Raw genomic sequence first — 24,722 nt, 5'->3', positions numbered from 1 at the left:
CAGGCGGCCCCCCGTGCCCGGCCCCCCCGTGCCCGACCCGTCAGGATGTCAGCCGGCATTCGGCGAGGCGGCCGTGGGATCGTTGAAGATCTCGGGCGTGAAGGGCCCGGCCTCGGCCTTGAAGCCTTCGCCGCCAAGTTCGGTCAGCAGGTCGTAGAGCTTGTGCGCCGCGTCGGTGTTGGCCTTGGTCCAGGGGCCGGGGCGACCGGCCTGGAAGGCATCGCGCAGGGCCACGAATTCCTCGTCCGAGGAGACGCGCATCATCGGGCGCAGGGCGTCCCAGGCGGCATCCTCGGCCAGCGCGGCGCGCCCGGCTTCGGCGGCGCGCATCATCGCGGCGACAAGGTCGCTGTCGGTGCGGTCGTCGTTCCAGACGAAACCGATCATCGGCGGCGGCGGGTCGATCCCCAGTTCGACCATCGCGTCGTGCACGCCGACCAGTTTCGGCATGCCGACGGCCTGAAGCTTGGCCGCGAAGTGCCAGTAGGTGGAGACCGCGTCGACCGCGCCCGATTCCAGCTGTTGCGACATCAGGGGCGGTGCGCCGAAGAGGATCTCGGCCTCCTGGGTGATGTCGAAGCCGCAGTCGCGGGTGGCGAGCGCCTGCAGGATGATCCAGCTCTTGTCGGTTTCGCCGCCGACCACGCCGATCTTCTTGCCCTTCAGGTCGCAGATCGTGGTGATGCCGGGCCGCGCCATCAGCGCGCCCAGGGTGTTGGAATAGGGGACGAATTCGATCGGCACGCCGTGGTCGCGCTGATAAAGCGCCCAGACCCAGTCGTCGACGATCATGTCCACGTCGCCGGACTGGAACGCCACGGAGGTGGCAGCGCCGCCGGCGAGCGGGACGGTGTCGAGGGTGAAGCCGTTTTCGGTGTCGAAGCCGTTCGAGGTGATCGTTTCCATCAGCCAGTTCACGGTGCCGAACTTCAGCACGGCGATGCGCAGGCTCGGCAGGTCCTCGGCCGCGGCCGGAAGCGCGAGCCCGAGGCTGGTGACGGCGGAGAGCAGAAAGCGTTTCATTTCAAGATCCTGTTTCTGAGGATGTAGCGGACGCCGCGGTGCCAGCTGTCGTCGGTATTGCCGCGGATGTCGGCGGAGCCTCCGCCGACGAGGTTACCCGTTTCGGCGTCGCGCAGGTAGAGGGTGAAGGAAAGGATCAGGTTGGAGGTCTTCTGGAACTCGCCGGACATGGCGAGATCGGCGCCGAGGTCCTGTGCGAAGGCGCTGTCGCAGCCGTTGCATTGCGCGAGGTTGGTGTAGCGGTCGGCCTCTTCCGCGATGGGTGCTGTGTCGACGAAGGTGAAGCGGCCGCTCTCGGTCATGGTCTCGACGATCTGCGCCTCGGCGGCCTGCAGGCGCGCGGCTTCCGCTTCGGTCACCGGTTCCATGCTGGTGTTGAGCAGGGTGATGCCGAAGAAGGCGACCGATTGCGGATCTTCGGCCCGGGCGGGCAGGGCCGCCAGGCAGAGCAGGGCCAGCAGGGCGGCCAGGGCCCGGGGCAATGTCGGTGGACTGGTCATCGGGCGCATCCTCTCCTCCTGCGAATGGCCGGGGTATCCTACCTTGGCACAGAAATGGGCCAAGATCCTGCGGTGACAAGAAAATCCGACCAAGGTCGGGGGTGCGCTCTCAGATTGTGAGAAGGCGCGGGCAGGGCGGAGGGCGGCGGCTTGACGCGGGGCGTGCGCGGCGGCTTCATCGGTTCGAGAGGAGGCGTGGTGCGCGCCCGGGCCGGACCCGGGGGAGGTGCCGCGCGACGGGACGCAAGGGGGGAGGACCATGCGGAACACCATTGTTCGCGCCGCCTGCGTGGCGCTGGCCGGGCTGGGCTGGGCGGGTGTCGCGCTGGCCGAGGTGGTGGAGGCCCGGGTGGGGCTGGTCCTGGTGCAGGACGCGGCGCCGCTGCCGCTGACCCGGCTGGAGGAGCCTGCGGAGAACGACGGCATCGCCGGGGCCGAGGTGGGGTTGGCGGACAATGCGACGACCGGGCGGTTCCTGGGCCATACCTATGCGCTGGAGGTGCTGACGCCCACGCCGGAGGAGGCCGTGGCGGCGGTTGAGGCGGCACGGGCCGGGGGCGTGGGGTTTTTCGCCATCGATGCAAAGGCCGCGCTGCTGGAGGAGATCGCGGCGGCGGTTCCCGAGGCGCTGGTGCTGAACATCGGCGCCGAGGATGACGCGCTGCGCCTGTCGGGGTGCGAGGCAAACCTGTTTCACGTCATTCCCAGCCGGGCGATGAAGGCGGATGCGCTGGCGCAGTACCTGGTCTGGAAGAAATGGGACCGCTGGCTGCTGATCCATGGGTCCCACCCCGAGGACATCGCCATGGCCGAGGCATACCGGCGGGCGGCGGGCAGGTTCGGCGCCGATATCGTCGAGGAACGGGTCTATGAAGACACCGGCGGCGCGCGGCGCAGCGACAGCGGCCACGTGCTGGTGCAGCGGCAGATGCCGGTCTTTACCCAGAACGCCAGGCGTCACGACGTGGTGATCGCGGCGGATGAAAACGAGGTCTTCGGGCTGTACCTGCCGTACCGCACCTGGGATCCGCGTCCCGTCGCGGGCGATGCCGGGCTCAGGGTGCGCGACTGGCATCCCGGATCCGAAGGCTGGGGCGGCACGCAGTTGCAGACCCGGTTCGAGAAACACGCGAACCGCTACATGTCGGGGCGCGACTACCTCGCCTGGCTGGCCGTGCGCATCGTGGGCGAGGGGGTGACCCGCACCGAAAGCGCCGATCCGCAGACGATCCGCGCCTACCTCCGCTCGGACGAGTTCGAGATCCCCGGCTTCAAGGGCCTGCCCCTTAGCTTCCGGCCCTGGAACCAGCAGTTGCGGCAGGGGATCCTGCTGGCCGATGGTCCGCTGGTGGTCTCGGTCTCGCCGCAGGAGGAATTCCTGCACCAGACATCCCAGCTGGACACGCTGGGCTACGACGAACCCGAAACGGAGTGTTCCCTTGATGATTAAGCCGATGACAAAGTTCCTGGCCGCGACCGCAACCGCTGCGCTTCTGGCGGGCCAGGCCATGGCCTACACCGCCTATGTCAGCAACGAGAAGGGCAATTCCGTCACGCTTATCGACACCGAGACGATGGAAGTGATCCGCACCGTGGAGACCGGCCAGCGGCCGCGCGGCATCACCATCTCGCCTTCGGGGCATGAGCTGTACCTGTGCGCCTCGGACGACGACACGGTGGAGGTCTATGACCCCACGACGATGGAGCTGCTGCACACGCTGCCCTCGGGGCCGGACCCGGAATTGTTCGTGCTGCACCCGTCGGGCAACCCGCTGTACATCGCCAACGAGGACGACAACATCGTCACCGTCGTCGATGTCGAGACCAGGCGCGTTCTGGCCGAGATCCCGGTGGGGGTGGAGCCCGAGGGCATGGGCGTGTCTCCGGACGGGAAATACGTGGTCAACACGTCCGAGACGACGAATATGGCCCATTTCATCAATACCGAGACCTATGAGCTGGACATCAACACGCTGGTCGACAGCCGCCCGCGCTTTGCCCAGTTCACCGAAGACGGATCGAAGCTTTATGTCTCGGCCGAGATCGGCGGCACCGTCAGCGTGATCGACCCCGCGACCGGCGACATCATGAAGAAGATCACCTTCGAGGTGCCCGGCATCGTGCCCGAGGCGCTGCAGCCGGTGGGCGTGCGGGTGACGCGCGACGGCAAGACCGTCTTCGTCGCGCTCGGCCCCTCGAACCGGGTGGCGGTGATCGACGGCGAGACGGACGAGGTGGTGGATTACCTGCTGGTGGGACAGCGGGTCTGGCAGCTGGGGTTCACGCCGGACGAGAAATACATCATCTCGACCAACGGCAATTCCAACGACGTGTCCTTCATCGACGTGGAGGCGCGCAAGGTCGTGAAATCGGTGCAGGTCGGCGAATTGCCCTGGGGCGTCGTCGTCTCTCCGAACTGACGAGCGACAGCCCGGCCGCGTGGCCCAGCCAGTGAACCATTACAAAGAGTTACCCGGGAGGATGACATGAAACACCTGATTGCCGCCGCAGCCCTTGGCCTGTTTGCCGGGCCCCTGGCCGCGGCGCCGCTGTGCGACGATTTCGGCTTTGCCGGGCTGCTGGCCAAGTGCAACCGCGAGGAGCTGCCGAAGGTCACGCTGTCGGCCGGCAAGCCGCTGGCCGAGGCGCCGATGGCGCTGCAATCGGGCGCCTATTACACGATGTATATCGAGGCCGACGGATCGCAGGAGCTGGCGCTGGTGGGTCCGGAATTCTTCCGCGCGATCTGGATCAACGAGGTGGTCATCAATGACCTCGAGATCCGACCGATGGCGCTGGACAGTTTCGAATTCGATGCAGAAGGTACGGTCCGGTTTACCTTCATTGCCATCAAGCCCGGGCGCTATGAACTGAAGATTCCCGGGTCCACCGGCGACACCCAGAAAGTGGAGATTTCGATCCAATGACCCGTGTTCTCGTGATGGCCGCCGCGCTGGCTGCCGGTCTGTCCGCCCCTGTCTTTGCCGACGACGCCCCGACCGAGGCGGAGATGGAGGCGATCCTCGACATTCTCGACAACATGGAATGCGAGATGGATCCCGACGACATCGAGGTCGAGGCGGACGGCTACGAGCTGGACGATGTCTTCTGCTCGGACGGGCAATACGACATCGAGCTGTCGAAGGACTTCGAGGTGGTGGAAAAGCGCAAGGAGTGAACTTGCCCGATCATGACGCCGCGCCCGCGCTGGATGTCGCGGGCGTCAGCCATTCCTACGGAACGCGCGTGGCGCTGGACGACGTGTCGCTTCGGGTGCCGCGCGGGCGGTTCGTGGCCTTGCTGGGCGTGAACGGCGCGGGCAAGTCGACGCTTTTCAACCTGGTGACCCGGCTGTTCGTGACGCGGGTGGGCGAGATTTCGATCTGCGGCCACCCGGTGGAACGGGATGCCCGCGCGGCGCTGGCCCGCACCGGTGTCGTGTTCCAGAGCCGGGCGCTGGATGCCTCGCTGACCGTGGCGCAGAACTTCCGCTATCAGGGCGCCCTGCACGGGCGCGCCTGGGGCGCGGTGCGGCCCAGGATGGAGGCGCTGCTGGACAAGATCGGAATGGGCGACCGCGCCGGCGACAAGGTCGGACGGCTGTCGGGCGGGCAGGTGCGGCGGGTCGAGATCGCGCGCGCGCTGCTGCATTCGCCTGCGCTGCTTCTGTGTGACGAGGCGACCGTGGGGCTGGATGTGAAATCCCGCGCCGATATCGTGGCCGACGTGCACCGGCTGACGGCGCAGGAGGGCGTCGGCGTGCTGTGGACCACGCATCTGATCGACGAGATCTGGCCCCAGGACCCCGTGGTCGTGCTGCACCGGGGCCGCGTTCTGGCCCGGGGACCGGCGGCCGAGATCGCCGGGGCGCAGGGCCTGTCGGAGGCGTTCCTGGAGATGACCGCCGAGCGCGGGGGCGACGCGGCATGAGCGGCTGGTGGATCTGCGCGCGCGGTATCTTCTGGCGCGAGATGCTGCGGTTCTTCCAGCAGAAGGAACGGTTTTTCGCGGCGCTGGTCCGTCCGCTGGTCTGGCTTTTCATCTTTGCCGCCGGGTTCCGGGCGGTGCTGGGCCTGTCGATCACGCCGCCCTACGAAACCTATGTGCATTACGAGGTCTACGTGGTGCCGGGGCTCTGCGGGATGATCCAGCTGTTCAACGGGATGCAATCGTCGCTGTCGATGGTCTACGACCGGGAAACCGGCGCGATGCGGACCCTGCTGGTCAGCCCCTATCCCCGGGGCTTCCTGCTGACGACGAAGCTGTTCGCGTCCGTGCTGGTGTCGCTGCTGCAGGTCTATACCTTCCTGCTGATCGCGCGGATCTGGGGCGTGGACCCGCCCTGGCTGGGCTATCTTGCGGCGGTGCCGGCGCTGGTGCTGTCGGGGCTAGTGCTGGGGGCGATCGGGCTCTTCATCTCGTCCGCCGTGAAGCAGCTGGAGAATTTCGCGGGGGTGATGAACTTCGTCATCTTCCCGATGTTCTTTGCGTCGTCCGCGCTTTACCCGCTGTGGAGGGTGCGCGAGGGGTCGGTGCTGCTCTATCAGATCGCGCAGCTGAACCCGTTCACCCATTGCGTGGAGCTGATCCGCTTCGCGCTGTATCTGCAGGTCAACTGGCTGGCGCTGGCCGTCGTCCTGGGCTGCGGCGCGCTGTTCCTGGGCGCGGCCCTTTGGGCCTACAACCCGTCGCGCGGGCTGATGGCGGCGCGGCGATGACGGGTCAGTCGCGAAACGCGCGGTCGAGGTTGCGGGCGGTGTCCAGCTGTCCGTCGGCGAGCCCGTCGAGGCCGATCAGCCGGGCCGAGGTGACATCGGCATTTTGGAAATCGGCGCCTGCCACCCGCGCGCCGGTCAGGTCGGCGCCGCCCAGCGTGGCCATGGCCAGATCCGCCCCGGTCAGGTCGGCGCCCTTGAGCGAGGCGAATTCCATGTCGGCCCGCATCAGCTGCGCGCCGCGAAAGCTGGCGCCGTCAGCCTCGGCATGGTTGAGCACGCCGCGCATCAGCCCCATGGACTGGTTCTTCATGTCGGCCGAGAAATCGGCGAGGTCGAACTTGGCCTCGCGCAGGTCGGCCCCGGTGAAATCGCAGGCCAGTCGCGCGCCGGTGAGATTGGCGCCGCGAAGCGTCGCGCCGGTCAGCTGGGTCTGGAACAGCGTGGCCTCGCGCAACGAGGCGCCGGTCAGGTCGGCCTCCATCAGCCAGGCCTGGCTCAGCTCGGCCTTGTCGAGGATGGCGCCGCTGAGGTTGGCGTGGTTCAGCCGCGCGGCGCGCAGGGTGGCGCCGGTGAAATCCAGCCCCGAGAGGTCGAGCCCGTTCATCCACTCCTGCGTGAAATCGGGATGGTCGGCAGAGAGCCTCTCGATCACCTCGTCGCGGGTCAGCTTCGCCTCGGTCATCGCGGGGCTTTGCAGGTCGACCCCGTCGAGCGGCGATTGCGCCCGGCCCGGTCCGGCGAGAGCCATGGAGAGGCAGAGGATTAAGATGAACCGCATGGCGCTGCTCCGATATGGGGTCATTCCCCGTCGGCGGGACGAGACCGCTCCGTAGCATAGCGTACAAGAGGATATGGGAGGATCACGAAGATGACAGGCACGACCAAGGTATGGGCACTTCTGGCGGCCCTGACGCTCTTGCCGGGCGCGGCTGCGGCCTTCGGCGACGAGAACTGGCCCTGCGTGCAGCGCAAGGTGGAACATCTGTCCTGGGGCCAGATGTGGACCGGCCCGGCCCTGCCCGAGACGCCGCGCTGGCGCCAGGACGAGACGCTGGCCGAACTGGTGCCGCTGCTGACCGCACGCGGCGTGCCGCTGGAGGAGGTGGCGCCGCTGGTGGCAGATATTGGGCCCACCGAGACCGAAAGCCGCGACGAGCGGCTGACCCGTCTCTTTGCCGGGGTGTTCCAGGAGATCGACACCGAGCGTTACAAGATCATCGGGGGCATCAGCCGCTTTGCCGAGAAACATCGCGGCCTGTCGCAGCAGATCGATGCCAAGCGCGAAAGGGCGCGGGAGCTGGAGGCCGTGGCGGAAGAGACCGACGACAACGACGCCTGGGACGCCTTCGAGGCGCTGGAAGACGAAATCTATTGGGACACGCGGATCTACCAGGACCGGCAGAGGTCGATCACATATGTCTGCGAAAGCCCGGTCCTGCTGGAAAAGCGCGCTTTTGCCGTGGCGCAGATAATTCTCGGTGAACTGGGAAAATAGGCACTCTTGTCATGCAAGCTTCCCGCAAAGCGAGAGCGGGTGGCGGGGATTTGCCGATGCCGGTTGTGGATCCGGATTTTTCTTTGAATTTCAGAATTTTGTCCTGCAAATCTGGTAGGCGGTTATCCGCCTATCTTTCGCCTGATGCAAATTAATACGACAACCGGTAGAAATATTTGTCATCAAGGCGCCGGTTCGCGACTCTTTTCGAAGCAAGCTTTGGTTGGCGCTGCACATATGCAGCGATCGATGACATCGTGCGCTGGCGGTCAATTAAAGAAGAAACGAGTGGGCCGTAGGGATAAAAGAGCGCCGAATTAAGCTTCGGTTGAATTTCAAGAAGGTATGACACAATGGCGGTCAGGGTGTTTCGCTGTGACAGCTGCGGACATCGCATGCGTTTCCGAGGGGCGCATTGCGGGAAGTGCTACGCGGAGAAGTTACCAATGAAAAAAGCGGGCCCGGTATTGGGGCTCGTCGCAGTTCTGATGATCATGGTCCTTCTGCTTGTGGGACTTTCATTGGGATGAAAAAGCCTGCGCAAGGGAAGGCAGGGTAGGCAAGGCACAGCGGCGAGGCCGGCCTGTCGCCGAGCCTCGTCCTGCTGCTGACCGGTCAGGCACGGACAGGTCGTCCCGCCGGCCCGGGTCCGGTGAGCCAATACAGGGGCGCCAAGCATCCGCGCCAGGTTTTTCCGTCGGAAATGAACGGTTTCCCCGGTTTTCGCCCTTCGGCGTCTTACCCCCGGAACCCCGTCGCCACGACGAATTTCTCGGAACTGTCCGAGCGGGACGCCGGCGGCTTCACGTTCACCACCTTTTCGAACTTCTGCTTGAGCAGCTTCTGAAGTTCCCCCTCGGCGCCGCCGGCCAGGACCTTGGCGACGAAGGTGCCGCCGGGTTCCAGCACGTCGAAGGCGAAATAGGCCGCCGCCTCGCAAAGCGCGATGATGCGCAGGTGGTCTGTCTGCTTGTGTCCCGATGAGGAGGCCGCCATGTCCGACATCACCACGTCCGCCGGGCCGCCCAGCCACTCCTTCACCTTCAGGTCCGCGTCGTCTTCCATGAAGTCGAGCTGGTGGATCTCGCAGCCCGCGATTGGCTCGACCTCCTGCAGGTCGACGCCCAGGATCCTGCCGACCGCCTTGCCGGATTTCTCGCCCAGGGCGTTGACCCGCGGCACCGCCACCTGGCACCAGCCGCCGGGCGCGCAGCCAAGGTCTACGACGCGGGCGCCGGGGACGAGGAAGCGGTACTTGTCGTCCAGTTCCAGGATCTTGAAGGCGGCGCGGCCGCGATAGCCTTCGGCCTGGGCGCGTTTCACGTAAGGATCGTTCAGCTGTCGCTGCAGCCAGCGGGTCGAGGACAGCTTGCGGCCCCGGGCGGTCTTGACCTTGACGGTCAGCTCGCGCTGGCCACGGCCGGAGGTGTTCTTGCCCGTGGGCGACTTTCCGGTGGGTTTCTTGACCATATCGAAGGCTTCCCTTGGCTGTCGAAGGCGGGGGCTCTGCCCCCGTCCGGCCCTGCGGCCGGACCTCCCCCGGAGGTATTTTCACAAAGATGAAGACAGGACGGATACGCCTAGAACGGCCCGTCTTCAAGCACCCCGTCCGCGGACATCTGGGCATAAAGCAGCCCCTCGCGCAGGCCACGGTCGGCGACCGAGAGCCGGTCGGTGGGCCAGCAGCGCAACAGCGCCTGCAGGATGGCCGAGCCGGACATGATCAGCGCGTGCCGGTCTTCGCCGATGCGGGGATCGCGGCGGCGGCCGGTGGGGCCGAGATCGAGGTAGGAGCGGATCACCTTGTCGATCTGGTCCGAGGTCATGCGCAGCCCGTCGACCTTGGTGCGATCGTAGCGTTTCAGGCCCAGATGCGAGGCGGCGACCGTGGTCACCGTCCCGGAGGTGCCGACGATCTGGAACCCCTCGCGGGTCTGTTCGTCCTTGTACGGAGCGAATTCGGCGAGGTTCTCTTCGAAGAACCAGGACATCAGGGCAAAGCGCGCGGCGTCGTCTTCGACATCGGCGAACTGGTCGCGCAGCGTGGCCACGCCCAGAGGGACCGAGATCCAGTCGACGACCTTGGCCGCCGGGAAGGGGCTTTCGGCCGGGTGAAAGCCCGCGTGCAGGCGCATGATCGCGGCCGGGCGGTCGCGGCGCGGAACCGAGGAGATGTCGATCCAGACCAGTTCCGTGGAACCGCCGCCGATGTCGACCACCAGCAGGTTGTCGGTGCGGGTCGAGACCAGCGGCGCGCAGGAGATCACGGCGAGGCGGGCTTCCTCCTCGGGGGCGATGATTTCGAGCTTCAGGCCGGTTTCGCGCCTGACCTGCGCGATGAAATCGCCGGCGTTCTTGGCGCGGCGGCAGGCTTCGGTGGCGACAAGGCGCATCCGGCGCACCTTGTTGCGCTTGAGCTTTTGCTGGCAGATCCGCAGTGCCTGCAGCGTACGCGCCATCGAGGCGCGCGACAGGCGCCCGGATCTCTCCAGCCCGGTACCCAGCTGTACCGATTTCGAAAAGCTGTCGACGACGTGAAAGCCCGAGCCCTTCGGCTGAGCGATCAGCATGCGACAACTGTTGGTGCCCAGGTCCAGTGCGGCATAAAGCTCGCACTGGTCGGGCGGGTTTGGCGCAGGGCTTTCGACCGGTTTCGGGAACGCGCCCGCACCTTTGGGACGCCTGGGCGCCATGGTCACGCCCTCCGATATCTAGTTGAGCATGAGCATAGGATGCGGGGCGGCGTGGCGCAAGATCGCGTCGCATGTGCCGCCGCGGCGTTTGCGGGAATCTTGCCCGGAAAAGGGGCATTTGGCGGGGAACGAGGCGGCTGTCCGGGACGCCGGGACGGGCCGCCGCGGGGCGGCGAGGCCTCGGCGATGGGTCTGCCGGACCCGGCTGGACGGCCGGTTGCGGGGGCCGGCGCCCGCCCGGGCCTCGGGGGCAATAGGCGTACTGGCGCCGGGCGGGAGGCGTTGCACATGGTGACCAAGATGTGAAGGATGCCGGCGCGCCGCGACCAAATCGGAAACGGCGTCGCTGGCGCGTCGCGTCAGGTCGAAATCGTGCACCTGTGGGGCGGATCTTTACCCTAGACAGGCCAGAAGAAGGACAGATGCAATGCCGGATGTTACCATCGTTTACTGGCGCGACATTCCCGCCCAGGTGATCGTGGGCAAGGGACGGCGCGGCACCAAGCGGCCGCTGCACGAGCGCTTTGAACAGGCAATCGACCGCGCGGCGATGAAGTCCGGCATGGCCGGGACCGATGATTACCTGGCCGAATGGCGCAAGGCGCCGGCCTACGCGGTCGAAGGCACGCCGGAGGAGGCGGCCGAGGCCGAGGCGGTGCGGCTGGAGACGGAGTACGACAAGGCGCGGATCCGCGCCCTGGTGGACAATGGCGGCTGGGCCGAGGCCCGCGAGTAGCAAGAAGGGAGGCGCAGATGGCGCTGTTGAATTTCCGCAAGGACGCCGGCCGTGTGGCGGCCCCGATCGATCCCAGGGTACAGGATTTCCTGCAGGATTATTCGATCGAGGTCATGCCGCGCACGGCCGCGAAGGTCGAGGATTTCCGCGCGCTTCTGCCCGAACGGACCCGGGTCTACATTGCCCACATAGACGGCACCCCGATCGAGGAGATGGTCGGCACCGCCGCCCGCCTGGCCGCCGACGGCTACCAGGTGATGCCGCATTTCCCCGCGCGCATCATCCGCGACCGCGCCATGCTCGAAGACTGGATCGCCCGGTACCAGGGCGAGGCCGGGGTCACCCAGGCGCTGTTGCTGGCCGGCGGCGTGTCGGAGCCGCACGGCGATTTCGACAGCTCCATGCAGCTGATGGAGACCGGGCTGTTCGACAAGGCGGGCTTCACCCGGCTGCACGTGGCCGGCCATCCCGAAGGCAACCGCGATATCGACCCCAACGGCGGGATGGCCAATGTCGAGGCCGCGCTGCGCTGGAAACAGAACTTTGCCGAGCGCAGTGACGCGCAGATGGCCATTGCCACGCAATTCGCCTTCGATGCCGGGTCGATCATCGACTGGGCCGATGGCGTGAAGGCCGCGGGCGTCGATCTGCCGATCCATATCGGCATCGCGGGACCGGCCAAGCTGCAGACGCTCATCAAGTTCGCGATTGCCTGCGGTGTGGGCCCGTCGCTGAAGGTTCTGCAGAAACGCGCCATGGATGTCACCAAGCTGCTGTTGCCTTATGAGCCCACGGAGGTGATAAGTGCCCTGGCCGCGCACAAGGCGGCCAATCCGGACTTCAACATCGCCCAGGTCCACTTCTTTCCCCTGGGCGGCATCAGGACAAATGCCGAATGGGCCATCGAGAACGGCGGGACCTCGGCCGTTCCCGCGGCCAGGGCGTAAGCAGCGGCGCGACCCGGATCACCGGTCCGGTTGCGGGCGTGATCGGCGTCAACACTATGCTCGGGGCAGCACCATGATCGGGGGCGGGCCATGACGGCACTTCTGTTCGACCTGGACGGAACGCTGATCCATTCGGACGCGCTCCATATCGATGTGTTCGGCGAGATCTTCGCCGAACGCGGGCTGTCCTATTCGCCGCAGGTCTATGCCGAGAAGATCCACGGCCGGCACAACCTTGAGATCTTTCCCGACCTTTTCCCGGGCGAGGATCCGCAGGCGCTGTCGGACGAGAAGGAGGCGCGCTTTCGCGACCGGCTGACCGGACACGTGCCGCCGATGCCCGGGGCGGAGGCCCTGCTGGAGCGTGCGCGCAAGACTGGCTGGGACGTTGCCGTGGTGACCAATGCACCGCGCGACAATGCCGAGCACATGTTGCGGGCCATCGGCCTGCGCGACGCCTTTGAACTGCTGATCATCGGCGACGAATGCGCGCGCGGCAAGCCTGATCCGGAACCCTACCTTGCCGCCATGCGCGGCCTCGGCGTCTCGCCGGAGGCCTGCGTGGCGTTCGAGGACAGCCCCTCGGGCATGCGCGCGGCGCGCGCCTCGGGGGCCTACGCGGTGGGCATCCGCAGCTCTGCCGGGGAGGACACCCTGCGCGCGGCCGGGGCCCATGAAACCATCGAAGATTTCACCGACGCGGCGCTGGAACACATCCTCGCGCGTTTTGACAGAAAGGCCATGACATGACCCGCACCATCGTAGAATCCAAATCGAAGACCGCCATCATCGGCTTCGACCAGCCCTTCTGCGTGATTGGCGAGCGGATCAACCCGACGGGCCGCAAGAAGCTGGCCGCCGAGCTGGAAGCCGGCGATTTTTCCACCGTCGAGAAGGACGCGCTGGCGCAGGTGGCCGCCGGGGCCAACATTCTCGATGTGAACGCGGGCGTGGTCTATAATTCGAACCCCAACCCGAACGAGACCGAGCCGCCGCTGATGGTCGAGATCCTGAAGCTGGTGCAATCGCTGGTCGACGTGCCGCTGTGCATCGACAGCTCGGTTCCCGGCGCGCTCGAGGCGGGTCTGGAGGTCTGCGAGGGCCGCCCGCTGCTGAATTCGGTCACCGGCGAGGAAGAGCGGCTGGAGCAGATCCTGCCGCTGGTGAAGAAGTACAACGTGCCGGTGGTGGCGATTTCCAACGACGACACCGGGATTTCCGAGGATCCCGACGTGCGCTTTGCGGTGGCGAAGAAGATCGTTCAGCACGCCGCGGATTACGGCATTCCCGCCCATGACATCGTGGTCGACCCGCTGGTGATGCCGATCGGGGCCATGGCGACGGCCGGGCACCAGGTCTTTACCCTGGTGCGCCGCCTGCGCGAGGAACTGGGCGTGAACACCACCTGCGGGGCGTCCAACATCTCGTTCGGGCTGCCGAACCGGCATGGGATCAACAACGCCTTCCTGCCGATGGCGATGGGCGCCGGCATGACATCGGCGATCATGAACCCGGTGGCGCTGCCGGTGGCGCAGTCGAAGATCGCCGAGAAGAAGGCCGAGGTGGAAGCTGCCGGCATCGTCCTGCCCGCGGATATGGACGACGAGACCTTCGTCACGCTGTTCGGGCTGGGATCGACCAAGCCGAAGCCGGGCAAGGAGATGGAGGCGATCCGCGCCGCCAACCTGCTGTTCGACCGCGACGCGCATGGCGCGGGCTGGATCGCCTTCAACAAGGCGCCGTCGGCGGATGGCTCGGCGGCCGGTGGCCGGCGCGGGCGTCCGGGCGGGCGGCGTCGGCGCGCCTGACGGGGCGGGCTGGGGGCGCTGCCCCCGTCGCCTGCGGCGACTCCCCCGGAGGTATTTGGGCCAAGAAGAACAAGGGGCGTGGCGCCGGATGACGGGCCGCGCCTCTTTTTTCTTAAAGGCAGGCTTAGCCGCGTTCGGATCGCAGGGCGTTGGTGAGATCCAGATGGTCGTGATTGATGTAATCGATCCCGAGGTCGAACATCCGGCGGTAGACCTTCGGGTCGTCGGAATTCGAATAGGCCATGATCTGCAGCCCGGCGTCGCGGGCGGCCTGCACCACCGGGGCGCGCAGGCTTTCGGCGTGCAGCTCGATCATGTCGGCGCCGTGCAGCGCGCGGGCGACCGAGACGTTGCGCGCGATGGGAGAGATCACCATGTGCCGGATCTCGGGTGCGGCGCGGCGCATCCAGGCGCGCATCTCGGCCTCGAATGAGAAGGTGAAGGTCCGGTCCTGCATGCCTGCCTCGCGGATGATCGCGGCGGCGCGGTCGCAGTCGCACCACTTGACCTCGGCATAGGCCTCGAGCCCTGCTTGTGCGATGGCGTCGAGATAGGCGTCGAACTGGGGCACGCGGGTGCCTTCGAATTCGGCCCCGAACCAGCGGCCCGCATCCAGCGCGTCGATCTCGGCCGAGGACAGGGCGTGGAACGGGCCGGTGCCGTCGGTCGTGCGGTCCAGCTTCTCGTCGTGCATGACGTAGAGCACGCCGTCGGCGCTTTCGCGGATGTCGAATTCGATGACCTGCGCGTCCATGTCCACTGCCTTGCGGAGGGCGGGAAAGGTGTTTTCCGGCGCCCAGCGGGAGGCGCCGCGATGGGCGACGAGGGCGGGGCTCATGCGATCACCCGGGTCGAGAGCATCTCGTGGTCGGACAGGTAGAGGCCGGCGGAGGAGACCGCGGGCCAGATCCGCGGCCCGAACGGGGCGACGTCGCGGACCATGAGCCAGTCCAGGATCATCAGCGGATAGCGCGCGGCGCGTCCCGGGGGGCAGCGGGTGGTGAAGCCCGGGGTCATGCTGCCGCGCCAGTCGAAGCGGGCTTCGGCGAAATGGGTGAAGGCGGGTTCGACGGCGGCGGGGTCCGCGATGATCTCGGCCGCGGTGCGGGTGCCGTCGGCCAGCCAGTTGGTGTTCAGATCGCCGCCGATCACCGCCTTGCCGGCGCCATATTGCCGCTCCAGCCCCTCGATCAAGCGGCGGGCCTGGTCGGCGCGCAGCGAGGGATCGCTTTCGCTTTCGAAATGGGCGGCGGCGAGGGTGAGGGGGCCCTGGGCCGTGTCGATCTGCGCGGCCATGGCCATGCGGCCGCCGACCCGGTGCTGGCCGTCGTTCTTGGGCGTGGACACGTACCAGAGCCCGCCGTCGTCCAGCGGGATCAGGCAGGGCGCGCGCAGCGGGAAGCGGGACAGGATGGCATTGCCGTGCAGACCGTGCGTATTCGGGATATCGGCGAATTCGGCCGTCTCGAACGGATCGCCCGAGCCGAGCTCGACGAATTCGGTGCCATAGATGAACCCCATGCCCAGGGCGGCGGCCAGGTCGCGCGTGGTGTGGCGCTGGCCGGAGCGGGCCATGCCCATGTCGACCTCGGTCGCCAGGACCACGTCGGCGCCGGCGGCGCGCAGCAGCGTGGCGCTGTCCTCGACCCGCTTGCAGCGTTCCATGTTCCAGGCGCAAACCGTCAGCTCGGACGGAACGGGCGGGGCGGCGGGTGGCTGGGAAAGTTCGATCGTGGTCATGCAGGGCCAGTCGGACAGCATCCGGTCATGGGCCGCGCGGTTCCCGCCGGTGGCCTTTGCCGCATCGCGCAGCTCCTGCGAGGGCGTTTCCAGGGCGGGGACGGTCTGCGTCAGGATCGGGCGCATGAGGGGACTCCGGTCAGGTCTGTGATGGCGGCTTGGCACGCAGACGCAGGGCAGGCAAGAGTTTCGGGCACAGGTCTGGCGATTGCCGGGCGGTTGGCGCCGGGATGAGGCAGGGGATTGGCGATAAAGCGCTTTTTCCCGCGTTCGCGGGGCGAACTGTCATCTGGATGTCATGTAAACAGGGTCTGCACTTTCTCCGTCCGTGCGGTGGCACAGCCGGGCCGCGCGCATGGTGCGGTGGCCCGGGCAGAAAGAAATCGGACGGCAGGAGCGGGGACGTGACCTTTGGGTGAATGTGAAGGATCCTTTGGAGCGAGGTCGGGGCTCTGGCCATGAACGGCGTGCCGCATGGAGACTGACACCACCCGGTTCGACGGGCTGGCCGAGGCCTATGACGCCTATCGCCGGCCCTATCCACGGGCGCTGTTCCGCGACCTCGCCGGGATGGTCCCGGCCAGCGCCCATTGCGCGGTGGATGTGGGCGCGGGCACCGGGATCTCGACCGAGGGGCTGTTGCAGCACCTGCCGGGCTCCTGGATGGTGATCGGGGTCGAGCCGGGGGACGACATGCGCCGGGTGCTGACCCGGCGGCTGCAGCGCTGGCCCAACGTGCAGGCCAATCCCAGCGTGGCCGAGGCGATCCACCTGCCGGACCGCAGCGCCGGACTGGTGTCCGCCTTTACCGCCGTGCACTGGTTCGAGCCCGGGGCCTTCTTTGCCGAGGCGCGGCGGTTGCTGGTGCCCGGCGGGATCCTGGCGCTGGGGCGTAACCGGCGGCGGCCCGAAGGCGCAGTGGCCGAGATCGACGCCTTCGTGCGGGAGCATTCCGAGGTGCTGCGCGACATGACCCGGTGGGAGAAGGCGAAGATGCCGCTGCAGGCGCAGGTCGAGGCGGTCGAGGGGTTCCATGACGTGCAGCTGCGCAGCTACGCCTGGTCGGAACGGGTGAGCATGGGCGACCTGCTGGATCTGTACCTCACGCGGGCGACGGTGATGGAGGTGGTGCGCGGGATCGGGCTGCGCGCGTTCCGCGACCGGTTCGAGACGATCTGTGCCGCCCATCACGGGCTCGACCCGTTCGAGCTGCGCTGGGACGCGACGCTGCTGACGGCGCGGCGGGGATAAGCCGGCGGGAGGTGGCAGGTTAGGCGCGGTGTCGCCCGGCTTGGCAAGGACATCTGCCAGAACAAGGTGCCGGGGCGCTTGACCGGGAGCGCCGGGACGGTCTGCCCTCAGCCTCAGCCTCAGCCTCAGCCTCAGCCTCAGCCTCAGCCGATCAGCAGCACGACGGCGCCCACGATGAAGGGAATCGGCCAGGACAAGGCCACGCGCAGCCACATCGCCCGGGCGCCCATCATCGGGATCTCGTAGGTCAGGATCTTGGTGGTCGAGAACAGCGCCCACGAGGTGACGTAGGTCAGCACCGCGGGCACGCTGGCCCCGGCCTTGAGCGCCGCGGCTCCGATCGCGAAACTGACGAAGGCGCCGCCCGGCGTCGGCGGGCCAAGGCAGGCGGCCAGCAGGATGCCCTTCCACCCGCCATCGGCGCCAAAGAAGGCCTGCACCTGGTCGTCGGGCAGCAGTTCGGCGAAGAGACCGGCGCCGACCAGCGCCACGACGATGCGCGGCAGGGTGAAGGCGAGGGTGGCTTTCGTGGCGGCCAGCGCCTCGGGGCGACGCTCGGGGCCGAGTTTGTGCCAGAACCAGGCCGACAGACCCAGCAGGAGGACGGTGCCGATCAGGATGTTCATCGCAGGCGCCTCACGGCGAGGCCGAGCAGGATCGGCAGCGGCAGGCAGATCAGCACGCGCAGGAACACGAGATCCGCGGGCAGGAAGGAGAGCTCCCAGATCAGGGTGCGGTTGAGGCCGTAGAGGCTCCATGCCGTGATGCAGGTGAGCGCGGCGGCCAGATCGGCGCCGGCGGCCAGCATGCCTGCGGCGAGGGGGAAGGTCATCATCGGGCCGCCCGGGATGATGGCGCCGGCCAGCGCGGCATAGACCAGCCCAAGCGCGCCGCTGTCGGGGCCGATCCAGCCGGCGACCTTTTCCCGTGGCAGCAGAACGGGCAGGGCGGAGGCGACGAAGATGCCGCAGAGAATCTTGGGCAGCAGCACGGCGACGAAGCCCAGCCCGTCGCCCGAAAGCAGCAGGACCCGGTCCCAGCCCTTTGTCACGCCCACGGCCAGCCCGGCGCCCAGCGTGAGGGCGCAGAGCAGGAGGAAGCCGCCGTCGATCACCTTGCGCTTCGGCGTGTCGGCGGAGGGCTTCGCCGGTCCGGGGCGGGGACTGCTCGCCAGTCCTTCCGGACTGTCTCGCGATGTCGGGCCTGTCTCATGGGAACGGCTGGTGTCGGATGACGCCCCATCTTTCATGCGTGGTCCTTCATGGGGCGATGTTCAGGCATCCCGCGCCGCCGAGGGCAAGTCTTCGGGCCTGGTCTCGTAGGCGTCGAGGAACTGGTCGACCGAGAGTGCCCGGATATCGGGCAGGGCGGCAGCGAACCTCTCGCGCGGCCAGTCCCACCAGGCCAGGCGCATCAGCCGGTCGGACTGGGCCTCGGTAAAGCGGCGGCGGATCGGGCGGGCGGGCACGCCGCCGACGACCGTGTAGGGCGGCACGTCGCGCGTGACCACGGCACCGGCGCCGATCACCGCCCCGGTGCCCACGGTGACACCGGCCGTGATCGTGACCCCGTGGCCGATCCAGACATCATGGCCGATCGTCACCCAATGCGCCTTGCGCCACTGGAAGAAGTCCGCGTCGTCTGGGCCCATGCCATAGGCCTCGGAGCGGTAGACGGAATGATGCTGGCACACCCGCCATGTGGGATGGTTGCCCGGGTTGATCCGCGCCCCCATCGCGATGGAGCAATACTTGCCGATCGTGGTCCAGACGACGTGGCAATCCTGCACGATGTAGGAGAAATCTCCCATCGTCACGTCTTTCAGCATCGTGCCGGCGCCGACCTCGGTCCAGGCGCCGAGGGTGCAGTCGATCACGCGGGCGCTGTCGTGGATGGTCGGGGTCTCGGCGAGATGCGGCTTCGATCCGGCTCCGCTCATGTCAGGGTCTCCAGGTAGGCGTTGATCTCCCGCGTGGAGCGGAAGTGTTTCTTGGGCAGGCGCGCGCCCTCGTGCAGGGCGCGCATCCGGGCGCGGCTGCTGTGCCGGGTGGTCCAGATGAAGCGCAGGAATTCGGGCAGCATCGAGAGTTGTTCGGGGCAGTCCGCCTGCATGTCGGCACGCACGCGGCCGCTGTCGCGCCAGCAGCGGCGGATCACTCGGAACACGCGCAGCCCGGTGGGCAGATCGAGCCAGATCAGCAGGTCGGCGCGGGCGAGACGGTCGGCATAGGTGGTGGAATGCCCGCCTTCGAAGACCCAGGCGTCCTTCGCGATGATCTCGCGCACCATGGCCGTCTTCTCGGCCGGATCGCGTTCCACCCAGCCGGGTGTCCAGTGGATGTGATCCATGAAGTAGACGGGCAGGCCCAGCCGGTCGCCCATGGCCCGGGCCAGCGTGCTTTTGCCCGAGCCCGGGGCGCCGATGATCATGATGCGTTGCATGGAACGTGGCTTAGCGTGCCCCGGTCCATTCGCCAATCAGGCGGGTGCGGATCTTCGCCGAGAGCCAGTCGATCACGTAGACCATGGCGATGATCAGAAAGATGATCATCCAGGCCTCATCCCACTTGTAGGCCGCGATCCGGTCCGACAGCAGGAAGCCGATGCCGCCCGCGCCGACGATGCCCAGGATCGTGCCGGAGCGCACGTTGCTTTCGAAATTGTAGAGGATGACCGAGATATAGACCGGCAGGACCTGCGGCAGGATCGCGTAGCGGATCGTCTGCAGCCGCGATCCGCCCGAGGCTTTGACCCCGTCGACCGGCTTCTGCGAGGTGTTCTCCAGCGCCTCGGAGAAGAGTTTCGCCAGCGTTCCGATCTCGGAGACCGCGATGGCCAGGATCCCGGCCAGCGGCCCGAGCCCGAAGGCGCGGATGAAGATCAGGGCAAGGATCAGTGTCTCGAAGGCGCGGATCACGTCGTAGCCGCGCCGCACCGACATGCGGAACCAGAAGACGCGGTTGATCGTCTTCGCGCCGAGGAAGCTGAGCGGGAAGGCCACGATGGCGCCCAGCAGCGTGCCGAGGAAGGCCATCGACAGCGTCTCGCCCAGGCCCTTGAGGATGTCGGACCATTCGGCCCAGGTGTCCCAGACATGGGGCGGGAACATGAAGGACAGGACCCGGCCGAAACGGTCCATGCCGGTCCAGATCCGCTGGGGCGACATGTCGAAATCGTAAAGGCACCAGCAGAAGAGGCCGATGAAGAACGCCCAGAGGGCGAACTTGCGCAGGCGCAGGGGCAGGGGATCGCGGAAGGCCGTGGGATGGGCCTCCATCGCGGCCTGCACCTGGGCCTCGGTGATGCCGGAGGTTGCGCGGGTGTCGGTCATGGGCGGGTCTCCAGGCCAATGATGCGGTGGCGCAGCTTTTCCGAGCCGAAGTCGATCACGACCACGGTCACCAGGATGATGAGGAACAGCGCCGAGAGGTCGGTATATTCCTGGAAGGACATGGCGGTGCGGAATTCCTGACCCAGCCCGCCGGCGCCGACGTAACCTATGATCGACGAGGCGCGGACGTTGATCTCGAACCGCAGCAGCGTGTAGCTGACGATGTTGGGCAGGACCTGCGGCACGGCGCCATAGCGGATCTGGTCGAACCAGGTGCCGCCGGCGGCGCGGACGCCTTCCAGCGGGCCCATGTCGATGTTCTCGTTCGCCTCCGAGTAAAGCTTGCCGAGCGCGCCGGTGGCATGCAGCCCGATGGCCATGACCCCGGCCATGGGCCCGACCGAGAAGCAATAGACGAAGATCAGCGCCCACACGAGCTCGGGCACAGTGCGCGCGATTTCGAGGTAGCGGCGCGAGATCCAAAGGACCCAGCGGTTGGGTGCAAGGTTGCGCGCGGCGGGAAAGGACAGAAGGAAGCCGCCGATGACGCCCAGCGTGGTGGCCATGAAGGCGATCAGGACGGTCTCGAGCAGCAGGCGCAGCCAGATCTGCCAGCGCCAGAACCAGTTGGCCAGATCGGCCCCAAGGCTGTCCCAGCGCAGGACGGGAATGGTCTGCGAGATGTATTCGCCCAGGCGAGGGATGCCGGCGGGGATGATCCAGCGCCAGTCGCGCGAGCCGTCGGGCAGGGTGACCTGGGTGACGAGGAAGAAATCCCCGAGCCAAGCGGTGACGGTGAAGAGCACCAGGAAGATCGCCGCGCCGAGCGCCCAGCCGATCCGGGTGCGGCGGCGCAGGGCGGCGTAGTCGGCCTCGAACTGCGCGAGATCACCGGAGGCGGGGAGAGGGCTCGCCGGATGGGCGGTGAGCAGGGTCATGGGCGATTTGATCCCGGGATGGTGGTCGAGGAGACGGCGCGTGGGGAACGGTGGGTTGAAAACCCACCCTACGGGGGCTGCGGGGTCCGTGCCGATATCCGTAGGGTGGGTTTTCAACCCACCGTGGCGCCAAGCGGCGGACGGCGGGGACAGGCCCCGCCGCCCCGGTGCCGATCAGGAGCCGCGGCGCTGCTGCTTGATCCAGGCGCGCATGTCCACGATCCACTGGTAGCGGTCGTGATCGACGCGGGTGAAGCCGGCCTCGGGGTTCGGGTCGTCCTCGGAGAACGAGGAATAGAGCGCATAGCCCTCCGGATCGTCCTGCGGGAAGCTCTCGATCGCGGCGGTGACCTCCTCGATCATCTCGTCGGGCAGGTTGGTGCGGAAGGTCCAGGGGCCCGAGGTGATCTCGGGGCTTTCCCAGATCTTGCAGATCACGCCCTCGTCGATCATGCCCTTGTCCACCATGCGCTGGTAGACGCCGGCCGCATCGTTGTCCTGGTAGGTCGAGGCCGTGTCGAAGGTGCCGTTCACGACACCTTGCACCCCGGCCTCATGGCTGCCCGAGAAGGTGACCGTGCCGAAATGATCCTCGGGCTTGAAGCCCTCGCGTTCGATCATGTTGAAATAGGGCACGGCATAGCCGGAGGTCGAATCCGGGTCGGCGAAGGCATGGACCTTGCCCTTGGCGTCTTCCAGCGAGGTGATGCCGCTGTCGCAGCGGGTCACGACGATCGAGTAATAGCCCGTCGAGCCGTCCTGTGCGATCGCCGTCAGCGTCGGGCGCACGCCGCCGTCGGTTGCGGTGTAAACGGCCGCGTAGGAAGACGAGCCGAAGCGCGCCACCTCGATCTGGTCGGCGGCCATGGCCTGGATCACGCCGTCGTAATTGCCGGCGGTGAAGATCTCGACCTCCACGCCCAGCTTGTCTTCGAGATAGACGCGCAGCGGCTCGTTACGCATCAGCCGATCCTGTTCGTTCTCGCCCGACAGGATGCCGAACTTGATGACCTGGTAATCGTCCTTCCAGCCCTCGGCCAGGACCGGAGCGGCCATGGCGGCGAGGATCGCGGTGGTGGTGAAGAAACGCATGTGAAATCCCCCTGGATTGCGTCTGGTCTGTGGGTCTTGCGGTCTGTGGGTCTTGTGGTCTGAAGGTCCGGCCCGCCGGATCGCCCGGCGCCGGACGGGATGGGTCAGGCGGTCACGCGGGCCCGGCCCCGGGCGGCGGTGGAGGTCACCGCCTCGTTGAACTCGGCCAGCCCCTCGGTGCCGTAGATGTCGCGCACCACGCCGTCGGTCAGCTGGGCCGCCGAGCCGTCGAACATCACCCGGCCCGCGCGCATGGCGACGATCCGGTCGCAATAGGCCCGCGCGGTATCCAGCGTGTGCAGGTTGACCAGCACCGTGATCCCCTCGTCGCGGTTGATCGCGGCCAGTCCGTCCATCACCCGCGTCGCGTTCGCGGGATCCAGCGAGGCGATCGGCTCGTCCGCCAGCATGATCTTCGGCCGCTGCACCAGCGCCTTGGCGATGGCCACGCGCTGCTGCTGCCCGCCCGACAGCGTCCCGGCCCGCTGCAGCGCCTGCGGCACCAGGTCCAGCCGGTCCAGCGCCATCAGCGCCATGGTCCGTTCCTCGTCGGTGAACCGCATCGCCATCGCGCTGAGAAATCCGTGATCCGCCAGCCGTCCGATCAGCACGTTGGTCAGCACGTCCAGCCGGTCGACCAGGTTGAACTGCTGGAAGATCATCGCGCAGTCGCGGCGCCAGTTGCGCAGGGCGCGGCCCTTCAGGGTGGTGATCTCGGTCCCGCCGAAAGCGACCGAGCCTTCGGTCGGCTCGATCAGCCGGTTGATCAGCCGCAGCAGCGTGGATTTGCCCGCGCCGGAGCGCCCGATGATGCCGACGAACTGGCCCTGGCGGATATCGAGAGAGACCCCGTCCACGGCCCGGGTTTCGCCGAAGGTTCGGGTCACGTTGTCGAGGCGGAGGCTGGTGGTCATCTAGGGCTCCCGTTGAAGTCGGGACGTGCCTATTGGGCCCGGATGACAGGCGATTGACGCTCAGGTGACAAGGGCTGTCATACTCGACACCGCTCTGTCACGGGTCTGTCATCAGCCGCGGCCGGCGGGGCAGGGAGGACACCGCAGTCGGCGCGAAGGTTTGCCGCGGGGCAGGCGGCAGCAGTTGGGGGTGGATCCTGAACCGCCCTCCCGGAACCATCCGGAAGGGCGGCGACCTCGTCTTGGCCATCCAGGCGAGCCGAGGCATGGCCGGCGTGCCGGGCGCGCGCGGCTCGGCCGCCCGTCAGCCGCCTGTCACAGGGGCAGGGGCATCTGAAGCGTTCCGTCGAAATGCACCATGCGCCCGGCCGACCAGGCCGCCACGCAGCGGCCCGAACTGGCCGGGTCGAAGATGGCGAGATCGGCGCGCAGCCCGGGCTCCAGCCGGCCCCGGTCGGACAGGCCCAGGGCGCGGGCCGGCGTGTCGGTGGCCATGGCCAGCGCGCCGGGCAGGCCGTTTGGATCGGTCTCGGCCAGGATAAGCAGCGCGGGCAGCAGCGCCGCCGGGTGGTAATCGGCGGCCAGGATGTCCAGGTACCCGGCCGCATGCGCCTCGCGCGCCGAGAGGTTGCCGGAATAACTGAGCCCGCGCAGCGCGTTGGGCGCGCCCATGGCGGTCACCAGACCATGGTCGCGGCAGGCGGCAGCGGCCTCGTCGCTGACCGGGAATTCGCTGATCCGCACGCCAAGGCCCGCCATCAGCGCCACCTTCTCGGCCGTGTCGTCGTCATGGCTTGCCATCGGCACGCCGCTGCGGGCACAGAGCGCGGCAATCTCCTGCAAGGTCGTGGCGATGACCTCGGCCGGGCGGGTCCGGTCGACGATCTTGTCGGCCACCAGCTGCTCGGCTTCCTCGTGGTCGATGCCCCGGGAATAGGCCAGCTGCGCCGCGAAGCGTTCCAGATCGCGATACTGCCCCTGGCCCGGCGTGTGATCCATCAGAGAGATCAGGTCGACCGCGCCGTCCTCGATCAGGGCCTCCACCACGGAGAGCGCATCCTCGAAGGTGATGTCGAACCGCGCATGGACCCGGTGATCGATCCGCAGCCGGTCCTTCGCCGCGCCAAGCGCGCGGATCACGTCCGACGTATGATCGAACGACCGCCGCTGCCCTTGCGACGCCCCGGCGGTGAACGAGACCGCGGCATAGGCCGTGGTCACCCCGGCCGCCGCCAGCCGCAGGTCGAGCGCATTCAGCGCCACCTCGGTCGGGAAATGCACCCTCGGACGCGGCTCCAGCTCCTGCTCGATCATGTCGCCGTGCATGTCGATCAGCCCCGGCGTCAGCAGCATGCCCTGGCAATCGACCGCCACGCCCTCGACCGGATCCTCGGTGATCTCCTCGATCCGTCCGTCCGCGATCCGCAGGGCGCCGGAATAGACCCGGTCCGGCCCCACCAGGGTTGCATTCGAAAGCCACATGTTGCCGTCCTTTCCTTCTCGTTCGTCTTGCCGCGTCAGGCGCGGGGGATGGTC

General features: G+C 67.4%; 28 protein-coding genes. 12 read left to right on the top strand and 16 right to left on the bottom strand.

The annotated features are described in order from the left end of the window. Positions 1–48 precede the first annotated feature (48 nt). Both ATO3_RS09045 and ATO3_RS09040 read right to left on the bottom strand, forming a co-directional pair. Entirely contained in the window at positions 49–1,023 is a 975-nt protein-coding gene (locus ATO3_RS09045; protein WP_088649531.1) for an ABC transporter substrate-binding protein, read from the bottom strand. Then, complete coding sequence (locus ATO3_RS09040; protein ID WP_088649888.1) at positions 1,020–1,523, bottom strand: DUF3280 domain-containing protein; 504 nt, start codon at positions 1,521–1,523, stop codon at positions 1,020–1,022. Before ATO3_RS09040 ends, ATO3_RS09045 begins: the two co-directional genes overlap by 4 nt. Before the next feature lie 259 nt (positions 1,524–1,782). On the opposite strand from ATO3_RS09040, the gene ATO3_RS09035 reads away from it, so the two are divergent. The 6 genes from ATO3_RS09035 to ATO3_RS09010 all read left to right on the top strand — a co-directional run bounded on the left by ATO3_RS09035 (position 1,783) and on the right by ATO3_RS09010 (position 6,241). Beyond that, entirely contained in the window at positions 1,783–2,973 is a 1,191-nt protein-coding gene (locus ATO3_RS09035; RefSeq protein WP_088649530.1) for an ABC transporter substrate-binding protein, read from the top strand. Further along, positions 2,966–3,943, top strand: a complete 978-nt coding sequence (locus ATO3_RS09030) for a YVTN family beta-propeller repeat protein (RefSeq protein WP_088649529.1) — start codon at positions 2,966–2,968, stop codon at positions 3,941–3,943. The genes ATO3_RS09035 and ATO3_RS09030 overlap by 8 nt, the downstream gene beginning before the upstream one ends. Positions 3,944–4,009: 66 nt before the next feature. Further along, positions 4,010–4,450: a cupredoxin domain-containing protein gene (locus ATO3_RS09025; protein WP_088649528.1), complete on the top strand. Its 441-nt coding sequence runs from the start codon at positions 4,010–4,012 to the stop codon at positions 4,448–4,450. Continuing rightward, on the top strand, positions 4,447–4,701 hold the full coding sequence (locus tag ATO3_RS09020) for a PepSY domain-containing protein (protein ID WP_088649527.1): 255 nt from the start codon (positions 4,447–4,449) through the stop codon (positions 4,699–4,701). Before ATO3_RS09025 ends, ATO3_RS09020 begins: the two co-directional genes overlap by 4 nt. A 2-nt stretch (positions 4,702–4,703) precedes the next feature. Further along, positions 4,704–5,453, top strand: a complete 750-nt coding sequence (locus ATO3_RS09015) for an ABC transporter ATP-binding protein (protein ID WP_088649526.1) — start codon at positions 4,704–4,706, stop codon at positions 5,451–5,453. Further along, entirely contained in the window at positions 5,450–6,241 is a 792-nt protein-coding gene (locus ATO3_RS09010; protein WP_088649525.1) for an ABC transporter permease, read from the top strand. Before ATO3_RS09015 ends, ATO3_RS09010 begins: the two co-directional genes overlap by 4 nt. 4 nt (positions 6,242–6,245) lie before the next feature. Here ATO3_RS09010 and ATO3_RS09005 read toward each other — a convergent pair whose 3' ends face one another. Then, on the bottom strand, positions 6,246–7,019 hold the full coding sequence (locus ATO3_RS09005; RefSeq protein ID WP_088649524.1) for a pentapeptide repeat-containing protein: 774 nt from the start codon (positions 7,017–7,019) through the stop codon (positions 6,246–6,248). A 90-nt stretch (positions 7,020–7,109) separates the two neighbouring features. On the opposite strand from ATO3_RS09005, the gene ATO3_RS09000 reads away from it, so the two are divergent. After that, positions 7,110–7,736, top strand: coding sequence for a hypothetical protein (locus tag ATO3_RS09000; protein WP_088649523.1), 627 nt, complete (start codon positions 7,110–7,112; stop codon positions 7,734–7,736). Positions 7,737–8,474: 738 nt separating this feature from the next. On the opposite strand, the gene ATO3_RS08995 is transcribed toward ATO3_RS09000, so the two are convergent. Then, positions 8,475–9,206, bottom strand: a complete 732-nt coding sequence (locus ATO3_RS08995; protein ID WP_088649522.1) for an RlmE family RNA methyltransferase — start codon at positions 9,204–9,206, stop codon at positions 8,475–8,477. Between the two features lie 110 nt (positions 9,207–9,316). Then, complete coding sequence (locus ATO3_RS08990; protein ID WP_088649521.1) at positions 9,317–10,429, bottom strand: Ppx/GppA phosphatase family protein; 1,113 nt, start codon at positions 10,427–10,429, stop codon at positions 9,317–9,319. A gap of 427 nt (positions 10,430–10,856) precedes the next feature. On the opposite strand from ATO3_RS08990, the gene ATO3_RS08985 reads away from it, so the two are divergent. The 4 genes from ATO3_RS08985 (at position 10,857) to ATO3_RS08970 (ending at position 13,920) form a co-directional block, all read left to right on the top strand. Continuing rightward, the gene (locus ATO3_RS08985; protein ID WP_088649520.1) at positions 10,857–11,165 is read left to right on the top strand and encodes a virulence factor; all 309 of its coding nucleotides are present in this window, start codon (positions 10,857–10,859) and stop codon (positions 11,163–11,165) included. Positions 11,166–11,182: 17 nt separating this feature from the next. Next, on the top strand, positions 11,183–12,112 hold the full coding sequence (locus tag ATO3_RS08980; RefSeq protein WP_088649519.1) for a methylenetetrahydrofolate reductase: 930 nt from the start codon (positions 11,183–11,185) through the stop codon (positions 12,110–12,112). 90 nt (positions 12,113–12,202) lie between these two features. After that, on the top strand, positions 12,203–12,862 hold the full coding sequence (locus ATO3_RS08975; protein ID WP_088649518.1) for an HAD family hydrolase: 660 nt from the start codon (positions 12,203–12,205) through the stop codon (positions 12,860–12,862). Beyond that, positions 12,859–13,920, top strand: coding sequence for a methyltetrahydrofolate cobalamin methyltransferase (locus tag ATO3_RS08970; protein WP_088649517.1), 1,062 nt, complete (start codon positions 12,859–12,861; stop codon positions 13,918–13,920). Before ATO3_RS08975 ends, ATO3_RS08970 begins: the two co-directional genes overlap by 4 nt. Before the next feature lie 124 nt (positions 13,921–14,044). On the opposite strand, the gene ATO3_RS08965 is transcribed toward ATO3_RS08970, so the two are convergent. Then, the gene (locus ATO3_RS08965; protein ID WP_088649516.1) at positions 14,045–14,758 is read right to left on the bottom strand and encodes a glycerophosphodiester phosphodiesterase; all 714 of its coding nucleotides are present in this window, start codon (positions 14,756–14,758) and stop codon (positions 14,045–14,047) included. Then, positions 14,755–15,786: an endonuclease/exonuclease/phosphatase family protein gene (locus ATO3_RS08960; RefSeq protein WP_088649515.1), complete on the bottom strand. Its 1,032-nt coding sequence runs from the start codon at positions 15,784–15,786 to the stop codon at positions 14,755–14,757. The genes ATO3_RS08965 and ATO3_RS08960 overlap by 4 nt, the downstream gene beginning before the upstream one ends. Before the next feature lie 348 nt (positions 15,787–16,134). Between ATO3_RS08960 and ATO3_RS08955 the strand changes: the two genes are divergently transcribed. Beyond that, positions 16,135–16,911: a class I SAM-dependent methyltransferase gene (locus tag ATO3_RS08955; RefSeq protein ID WP_088649514.1), complete on the top strand. Its 777-nt coding sequence runs from the start codon at positions 16,135–16,137 to the stop codon at positions 16,909–16,911. A 143-nt stretch (positions 16,912–17,054) separates the two neighbouring features. Here ATO3_RS08955 and ATO3_RS08950 read toward each other — a convergent pair whose 3' ends face one another. The 9 genes from ATO3_RS08950 to ATO3_RS08910 form a co-directional block, all read right to left on the bottom strand. Next, complete coding sequence (locus ATO3_RS08950) at positions 17,055–17,537, bottom strand: hypothetical protein (RefSeq protein ID WP_088649513.1); 483 nt, start codon at positions 17,535–17,537, stop codon at positions 17,055–17,057. Further along, positions 17,534–18,025, bottom strand: coding sequence for a permease (locus ATO3_RS08945; protein WP_158217923.1), 492 nt, complete (start codon positions 18,023–18,025; stop codon positions 17,534–17,536). Before ATO3_RS08945 ends, ATO3_RS08950 begins: the two co-directional genes overlap by 4 nt. A gap of 159 nt (positions 18,026–18,184) precedes the next feature. Beyond that, the gene (locus tag ATO3_RS08940; protein ID WP_088649511.1) at positions 18,185–18,850 is read right to left on the bottom strand and encodes a DapH/DapD/GlmU-related protein; all 666 of its coding nucleotides are present in this window, start codon (positions 18,848–18,850) and stop codon (positions 18,185–18,187) included. Beyond that, entirely contained in the window at positions 18,847–19,353 is a 507-nt protein-coding gene (locus ATO3_RS08935; protein WP_088649510.1) for a P-loop NTPase family protein, read from the bottom strand. Before ATO3_RS08935 ends, ATO3_RS08940 begins: the two co-directional genes overlap by 4 nt. Before the next feature lie 10 nt (positions 19,354–19,363). Then, on the bottom strand, positions 19,364–20,242 hold the full coding sequence (gene phnE, locus ATO3_RS08930) for a phosphonate ABC transporter, permease protein PhnE (protein WP_088649509.1): 879 nt from the start codon (positions 20,240–20,242) through the stop codon (positions 19,364–19,366). Then, positions 20,239–21,180, bottom strand: a complete 942-nt coding sequence (gene phnE / locus ATO3_RS08925) for a phosphonate ABC transporter, permease protein PhnE (RefSeq protein ID WP_088649508.1) — start codon at positions 21,178–21,180, stop codon at positions 20,239–20,241. Before phnE (ATO3_RS08925) ends, phnE (ATO3_RS08930) begins: the two co-directional genes overlap by 4 nt. Positions 21,181–21,354: 174 nt before the next feature. Beyond that, positions 21,355–22,272 (bottom strand): phosphonate ABC transporter substrate-binding protein, encoded by a 918-nt coding sequence (gene phnD, locus ATO3_RS08920; RefSeq protein WP_088649507.1) that lies wholly within the window; start codon positions 22,270–22,272, stop codon positions 21,355–21,357. Between the two features lie 104 nt (positions 22,273–22,376). Next, the gene (gene phnC / locus ATO3_RS08915) at positions 22,377–23,186 is read right to left on the bottom strand and encodes a phosphonate ABC transporter ATP-binding protein (protein WP_088649506.1); all 810 of its coding nucleotides are present in this window, start codon (positions 23,184–23,186) and stop codon (positions 22,377–22,379) included. A gap of 315 nt (positions 23,187–23,501) precedes the next feature. Then, positions 23,502–24,668, bottom strand: a complete 1,167-nt coding sequence (locus tag ATO3_RS08910; RefSeq protein WP_088649505.1) for an alpha-D-ribose 1-methylphosphonate 5-triphosphate diphosphatase — start codon at positions 24,666–24,668, stop codon at positions 23,502–23,504. Positions 24,669–24,722 lie beyond the last annotated feature (54 nt).

It is taken from the genome of Marinibacterium profundimaris, assembly GCF_002210095.1.
GTDB classification, from domain to species: Bacteria; Pseudomonadota; Alphaproteobacteria; order Rhodobacterales; family Rhodobacteraceae; genus Marinibacterium; species Marinibacterium profundimaris.
Note: the sequence above shows the minus strand (reverse complement) of the source record. Positions and strands in the feature narration are given on the sequence as shown.

What these genes read in the sequence shown, in the direction of transcription:
- ATO3_RS09045 (WP_088649531.1), bottom strand. Translation starts at nt 1,023, where the DNA reads ATGAAACGCTTTCTGCTCTCCGCCGTCACCAGCCTCGGGCTCGCGCTT.
- ATO3_RS09040 (WP_088649888.1), bottom strand. Translation starts at nt 1,523, where the DNA reads ATGACCAGTCCACCGACATTGCCCCGGGCCCTGGCCGCCCTGCTGGCC.
- ATO3_RS09035 (WP_088649530.1), top strand. Translation starts at nt 1,783, where the DNA reads ATGCGGAACACCATTGTTCGCGCCGCCTGCGTGGCGCTGGCCGGGCTG.
- ATO3_RS09030 (WP_088649529.1), top strand. Translation starts at nt 2,966, where the DNA reads ATGATTAAGCCGATGACAAAGTTCCTGGCCGCGACCGCAACCGCTGCG.
- ATO3_RS09025 (WP_088649528.1), top strand. Translation starts at nt 4,010, where the DNA reads ATGAAACACCTGATTGCCGCCGCAGCCCTTGGCCTGTTTGCCGGGCCC.
- ATO3_RS09020 (WP_088649527.1), top strand. Translation starts at nt 4,447, where the DNA reads ATGACCCGTGTTCTCGTGATGGCCGCCGCGCTGGCTGCCGGTCTGTCC.
- ATO3_RS09010 (WP_088649525.1), top strand. Translation starts at nt 5,450, where the DNA reads ATGAGCGGCTGGTGGATCTGCGCGCGCGGTATCTTCTGGCGCGAGATG.
- ATO3_RS09005 (WP_088649524.1), bottom strand. Translation starts at nt 7,019, where the DNA reads ATGCGGTTCATCTTAATCCTCTGCCTCTCCATGGCTCTCGCCGGACCG.
- ATO3_RS09000 (WP_088649523.1), top strand. Translation starts at nt 7,110, where the DNA reads ATGACAGGCACGACCAAGGTATGGGCACTTCTGGCGGCCCTGACGCTC.
- ATO3_RS08995 (WP_088649522.1), bottom strand. Translation starts at nt 9,206, where the DNA reads ATGGTCAAGAAACCCACCGGAAAGTCGCCCACGGGCAAGAACACCTCC.
- ATO3_RS08990 (WP_088649521.1), bottom strand. Translation starts at nt 10,429, where the DNA reads ATGGCGCCCAGGCGTCCCAAAGGTGCGGGCGCGTTCCCGAAACCGGTC.
- ATO3_RS08985 (WP_088649520.1), top strand. Translation starts at nt 10,857, where the DNA reads ATGCCGGATGTTACCATCGTTTACTGGCGCGACATTCCCGCCCAGGTG.
- ATO3_RS08980 (WP_088649519.1), top strand. Translation starts at nt 11,183, where the DNA reads ATGGCGCTGTTGAATTTCCGCAAGGACGCCGGCCGTGTGGCGGCCCCG.
- ATO3_RS08975 (WP_088649518.1), top strand. Translation starts at nt 12,203, where the DNA reads ATGACGGCACTTCTGTTCGACCTGGACGGAACGCTGATCCATTCGGAC.
- ATO3_RS08970 (WP_088649517.1), top strand. Translation starts at nt 12,859, where the DNA reads ATGACCCGCACCATCGTAGAATCCAAATCGAAGACCGCCATCATCGGC.
- ATO3_RS08965 (WP_088649516.1), bottom strand. Translation starts at nt 14,758, where the DNA reads ATGAGCCCCGCCCTCGTCGCCCATCGCGGCGCCTCCCGCTGGGCGCCG.
- ATO3_RS08960 (WP_088649515.1), bottom strand. Translation starts at nt 15,786, where the DNA reads ATGCGCCCGATCCTGACGCAGACCGTCCCCGCCCTGGAAACGCCCTCG.
- ATO3_RS08955 (WP_088649514.1), top strand. Translation starts at nt 16,135, where the DNA reads ATGGAGACTGACACCACCCGGTTCGACGGGCTGGCCGAGGCCTATGAC.
- ATO3_RS08950 (WP_088649513.1), bottom strand. Translation starts at nt 17,537, where the DNA reads ATGAACATCCTGATCGGCACCGTCCTCCTGCTGGGTCTGTCGGCCTGG.
- ATO3_RS08940 (WP_088649511.1), bottom strand. Translation starts at nt 18,850, where the DNA reads ATGAGCGGAGCCGGATCGAAGCCGCATCTCGCCGAGACCCCGACCATC.
- ATO3_RS08935 (WP_088649510.1), bottom strand. Translation starts at nt 19,353, where the DNA reads ATGCAACGCATCATGATCATCGGCGCCCCGGGCTCGGGCAAAAGCACG.
- phnE (WP_088649509.1), bottom strand. Translation starts at nt 20,242, where the DNA reads ATGACCGACACCCGCGCAACCTCCGGCATCACCGAGGCCCAGGTGCAG.
- phnE (WP_088649508.1), bottom strand. Translation starts at nt 21,180, where the DNA reads ATGACCCTGCTCACCGCCCATCCGGCGAGCCCTCTCCCCGCCTCCGGT.
- phnD (WP_088649507.1), bottom strand. Translation starts at nt 22,272, where the DNA reads ATGCGTTTCTTCACCACCACCGCGATCCTCGCCGCCATGGCCGCTCCG.
- phnC (WP_088649506.1), bottom strand. Translation starts at nt 23,186, where the DNA reads ATGACCACCAGCCTCCGCCTCGACAACGTGACCCGAACCTTCGGCGAA.
- ATO3_RS08910 (WP_088649505.1), bottom strand. Translation starts at nt 24,668, where the DNA reads ATGTGGCTTTCGAATGCAACCCTGGTGGGGCCGGACCGGGTCTATTCC.